The organism is Huintestinicola sp. (genome assembly GCF_050874005.1).
Classification (GTDB): domain Bacteria; phylum Bacillota; class Clostridia; order Oscillospirales; family Ruminococcaceae; genus Huintestinicola.
Genome location: NZ_JBNMJV010000080.1, coordinates 1 through 4,347 on the forward strand (window position 1 = coordinate 1; position 4,347 = coordinate 4,347).

The 4,347-nt window shown below is 41.1% G+C and carries 6 protein-coding genes; 1 reads left to right on the plus strand and 5 read right to left on the minus strand.

Translation table 11 applies throughout. The features are described from left to right. Window positions 1–258 precede the first annotated feature (258 nt). Entirely contained in the window at window positions 259–1,704 is a 1,446-nt protein-coding gene (locus ACR0QN_RS13930; RefSeq protein ID WP_432651827.1) for an FIST N-terminal domain-containing protein, read from the minus strand. Between the two features lie 188 nt (window positions 1,705–1,892). On the opposite strand from ACR0QN_RS13930, the gene ACR0QN_RS13935 reads away from it, so the two are divergent. Beyond that, window positions 1,893–2,372, plus strand: coding sequence for a hypothetical protein (locus ACR0QN_RS13935; protein ID WP_432651828.1), 480 nt, complete (start codon window positions 1,893–1,895; stop codon window positions 2,370–2,372). Between the two features lie 151 nt (window positions 2,373–2,523). On the opposite strand, the gene ACR0QN_RS13940 is transcribed toward ACR0QN_RS13935, so the two are convergent. The 4 genes from ACR0QN_RS13940 to ACR0QN_RS13955 all read right to left on the minus strand — a co-directional run bounded on the left by ACR0QN_RS13940 (window position 2,524) and on the right by ACR0QN_RS13955 (window position 4,163). Then, the gene (locus ACR0QN_RS13940) at window positions 2,524–2,703 is read right to left on the minus strand and encodes a hypothetical protein (RefSeq protein WP_432651829.1); all 180 of its coding nucleotides are present in this window, start codon (window positions 2,701–2,703) and stop codon (window positions 2,524–2,526) included. A 14-nt stretch (window positions 2,704–2,717) separates the two neighbouring features. Further along, window positions 2,718–3,044: a hypothetical protein gene (locus tag ACR0QN_RS13945; RefSeq protein ID WP_432651830.1), complete on the minus strand. Its 327-nt coding sequence runs from the start codon at window positions 3,042–3,044 to the stop codon at window positions 2,718–2,720. Between the two features lie 156 nt (window positions 3,045–3,200). Then, a complete protein-coding gene (locus ACR0QN_RS13950) occupies window positions 3,201–3,731 on the minus strand; it encodes a hypothetical protein (RefSeq protein WP_432651831.1) in 531 nt (176 codons plus the stop codon). Window positions 3,732–3,782: 51 nt separating this feature from the next. After that, on the minus strand, window positions 3,783–4,163 hold the full coding sequence (locus tag ACR0QN_RS13955) for a hypothetical protein (RefSeq protein WP_432651832.1): 381 nt from the start codon (window positions 4,161–4,163) through the stop codon (window positions 3,783–3,785). Window positions 4,164–4,347: the final 184 nt, after the last annotated feature.

Consider the following 4,347-nt stretch of genomic DNA (forward strand, 5'->3'; position numbering starts at 1 on the left):
AACTGCGCCCTTTTGAGGAAAAAGGGCAATAATAGAGGGGATTTTGTGGTCAAATAGAGGCTGTTTCGGCTTTTGACACGGAAAATTTTCCTCATATAATTCCGCTTGTTTAAATACCAGGGTTTTTAGAGGTTACCTTAGGTAATTCAATAAAAAAAGACCGCTCGGGAGAACGGTCTTTTTTGCGGGTAATTCGATTTAATATTCATTCCACATCATTAAACAGGAAAAACATATCCTTGCCGTTAATATTTATTATCACTGCGTAGACATATTCCGCACGCTCCCATTTTTCGGAGGGGTTGGGGAGTTCAACATAAAAATCCCGTAGGTCAATAAAATATCTGTACTCCGTTGAATCAACGCCTTCATAAGCGTATTCAGCTTGTGGCTATCCCTTTCGTTGAGATAACAAAACTGATTATCAAGTCCGAGAGCCTCGTTGCGCAGAAGAGAATTTTTTATCTTATTCTGCTGGCTTTCAAGCTGTTCGTTAAGCTGCCTGTTGCCCGAAGCAAGCAAGAAATTTACCGCCTTCACATTGTTCTGACGGATATGTGAGGAATCGGAAAAATCTCTGCTTCTCAGCGGAATATGAGCGTTTTCGTTTTCCGATAGACAGGAAACGGCAAAGGTAAAATTTGCAAAATAATTCTTATTTTCCCGACAGACAAATTCCCCCGAAAGAAGCGCTCCGCTGATGTTTGTGGCTGAAAACTGCTCCGTTTCCCATTTTGCACAGCTGTGCATTACTATCATTCTCGACTGACAATCATATGCAAAAAGCAGCTCTGAGGGAGCTTGTTTCAGTGCTTTATAGACCGTCCGCATTTCACCCAATGTTTTCTGGGGGTTAAAATATCCCGAATAAATTCTCGAACCGCTTGGAAGCTCGCAGGAAAGCTCCAGCTGTTCTTCTTTTTTGTGCTCGTATTTTACGAAATAGGGTATATGAATATCCGATTCCCTTATTATCGGAAACAAAACCGACAGCTCGGGGTCATTTTCAAGCTCTGTTTTATCAAGAAATTCCGAATACCACCTTGCACCGCTCACTCCGTCGATCTTTTCAAGACAGCATTTTCGTGTCTTTGTAACAGTGCAGCTTTTTCCCGAATTGTCGGCACCGCATACGAAATTCTCATAAACAAACAGGTCATTGGATGATATAAAAGCCGCCGACACTGCCTTTTCCGATGTCCTTCCGCCCTCAAGCACATAGGAACGGCTTTTCTTAGCTTTATAGCCTGCCGCTCCGCCCAGCATTTTTACACCGTGAGCTTTTTCATTTATCAGATTGGCAAGCATTATTCCCTTAGTAAATCCCGCAGGGAGGAAGATAAGCAGAAAACCGCTTCTGCCTTTTATAATCTTTTCTGAGAGTTCTGAGCATAATTGCTTTTCGCTTTTGAATTTCTCAATGAAAACAGAATCAACTTCGCATTTATCAAAAGTTGTAATTGACACAAGGCAGGAATCCGTAATTATTTTTCCGTCAAGTATAACTCCGGGTGTGGAACAGCCGATAATTTTGGCGTTTGGGAGCAGCTTGCCTATCTCCGCTGACAATGTACTCATTTCCTCAGCTGAATGTACCGAGCTGTGTATTCGGATAAGTGCTTGCTTGGTTTTGTCAATTCCTGTGCCGTTGAGAAAAATATCAAACTTCTGCTTGTTCTTATAAAGGTGATTATAAACTTTCATATTCATTCAACCTCATTTCATATACAGATACAATTATATTATCCCTTTGTAAAATCTGCTATCACATTTCGGTAAAATCCCTATAAAATGAATAACTATGCTTTTCGCAGATTTTACACAGCAAGGATATCAGATTTTACATTCATATCGTATAATTTCTGTATAAAGAATAAATAAGGAGAAAGAATATGGTAATAACCGAATCCGGAATATGCAAAAGCTTCAATAAGCAAGAAAAAAGCGAATTTGAAAGAAATGGGAATATCCGAAGGCACAACAGCGTGCTGCGGTATAAGGATATTTTGTATTCCGAGAATATTATATCAAGGATCGACGCTTCGTTTTATGAAAAGCTGAAAAAAGCTGTGACCGATAATGAGCTTAGCAAGGAGCCTGTTATTCCTTCGCTGATAATGCTTGTTATTGAGCTGATTTTTATAATGATATGCGTGAGTGCGCATCTGAACCCCCTTCATCTGCTGATGTTTATCGCTGTACCCGCAGTAATGTTTATTGTTTCGGCGGTGTCTGCTATAAAGGAAGGATTTAAGATACACAGGGCACTTGACTGTATAAATCAGAGGAAGAACATATACGGAGTATCATTTGAAATAGATGGAAAATGTATTTGTTCGGACGATTCGGAAGATGAAGCTAAATCATATTAATTGCGTTCAGCATTTTTGTAGTTATAATATGTATTATTATTTTTAAACGGAAGAAAATGCTATAAAATCAAATATACGTCAAAGCCTGTCAAATATATTCTACAAAATCAGATATATGGCAGCGGATTCCTGTCTTTTCCTTCATTTCGCTTCACTCCATTCCATCCGGATAAACGGAATGGTCGATAATTTTGATTTTGGGGTTAATTGCCTGTTCTCTTATGTAGGCAGCAGGGAGCTTTCCGCTTTCCTTTGCAAGTGCAGTTACCTTGTTCCATTCATCGGGACTGTACTTGACCTCTCTACGAATTTTGATCTCTGTCTTTTTCATTGTTTCCTTTCTTTTCAAGCATCGTTCAGAAGCTGTGAGTAGTAGCAATAGAAGATGCTTCTGTAATCTTCAAATTGCTTTTTGAGTTCTCGGAGCTTCTCAAGATGTTCGGAATTTGTGTTCTCCGCAACCTTCAAAATCATATTCAAATCGGTTCCGATGTGATTTATGATTTTGAGCGGAAAGCAAATATCCTCTCCCTGATAGCATTTCCATTCCCTGTGAAGCGACATATTCCGAAGATATGTTGCAGGCTTCATTTTCAGAGCTTTGGCACATTTGCAGACACGTTCCCATTGGGATCGGCTGAAAATGACCAGCTTTCGTTTTGTTCTTTTCAAAAATATCTCACCTTTATCTTTCTATCAAATATCGGGGTCTTAGGGGTGGCAGCCCTTAACAAGCCGACTGCGGAGCCGGTCGGGAAAAAGATGTACTTTTTCTGCACTTGTGATAATTAGCCGTCCCCTTTTTTCAACCGTACGAAAACATACAGTTTAATGCTTTCCCGACAGGAGATTTCCGATTTTCTTGCCTACGCCCGTATTGGCGGTTTCCTCCAGAACGGCAAACAGAGAATTGAGCTTTTTTCCCATTTCTGCAATAGCAAGGGACTTGTCCGTAAGCTCGGCAATGCGTTTTTCCATTTCGGCTATTTGGTTATCCTTTTCGGCGGTTTTGGCTTTTTCGGCTGAAAGTGCCTGCTCCAGATCGGCGATACGTTTCTTGTATTGGTCTGCTTCTCTGATAAGCAAGCCACTATTATCACTATATATCTGATATTCCTTATACCACTTTTCCGTTTCGGCTTTCTGTCTGACAATTTCTTCTTCAAGCCTTTTCACCTTATCCACAAGCTGAACGTTTCCCGAATCGGGCTTCAAAAGCTCCTGTGCGGTTTCGTCAAGGCAAGTTTTACCGTTCATCTTGAAAACGTGTTTTTTCAGCTTATCCGCATTTCTGCTTATCTTTGTATATACTGTCTGCTGTGTAATGTGCTGTTCGGCGGCATACTCCTTTACGGTCATCGGCTTTTTTATTGTTAGTTGCAATTTCGGTCATCTCCTGTCATTGTGCGGTCACACCGTATCATTGAAATGGAACTGACCTGAGTGGGGCGGTATTTTGCGGAAAGCCACGTTTGCAACATTTTCAAGCGTAACGCCTTCGGGCATTTTCTTCAAAAAAGCGATAAGCTCCTGTGCGGAGATTTTCTTCTCCTTTATGGTTTTGAGGATCTCTTTGTTTTCAAGCTCTGCGATTTTCGCATTGTTCTCGACAATGCTCTTATCAATTACCTGTCCCTTATTCTTGTGGGCGGTTTTCTGCTCCCGAAGCCTGTCACGCTTTTCATAGCACTCCTGCAATTTCTCCTCATCGGTACGCTTCGGCTTTGCAGGCTTGGTCTGCTTTTCGGCAGCAGGCTCGGCTGTGGGTGAGGTCATTATTTCATCATTCATAAAATGTTTTCTCCTTTCAATTTCCGTTCGTTATGATTTCAGCTCAATCCCTGTCCGTTCTCTCCTGCTCCGCAAGCCACTCAAAGAATTTCTCCCGTCTGATAAACTTACGCTTACCGATATGTATTACGGGAATGTCCTCACGATTGAACAGGGCATATGACATAGAACGTGAAAATCCCAT

Excerpts from the sequence above, each read along its gene's own strand:
- ACR0QN_RS13930 (WP_432651827.1), bottom strand. The coding sequence starts at position 1,704 with ATGAAAGTTTATAATCACCTTTATAAGAACAAGCAGAAGTTTGATATT.
- ACR0QN_RS13935 (WP_432651828.1), top strand. The coding sequence starts at position 1,893 with ATGGTAATAACCGAATCCGGAATATGCAAAAGCTTCAATAAGCAAGAA.
- ACR0QN_RS13940 (WP_432651829.1), bottom strand. The coding sequence starts at position 2,703 with ATGAAAAAGACAGAGATCAAAATTCGTAGAGAGGTCAAGTACAGTCCC.
- ACR0QN_RS13950 (WP_432651831.1), bottom strand. The coding sequence starts at position 3,731 with ATGACCGTAAAGGAGTATGCCGCCGAACAGCACATTACACAGCAGACA.
- ACR0QN_RS13955 (WP_432651832.1), bottom strand. The coding sequence starts at position 4,163 with ATGAATGATGAAATAATGACCTCACCCACAGCCGAGCCTGCTGCCGAA.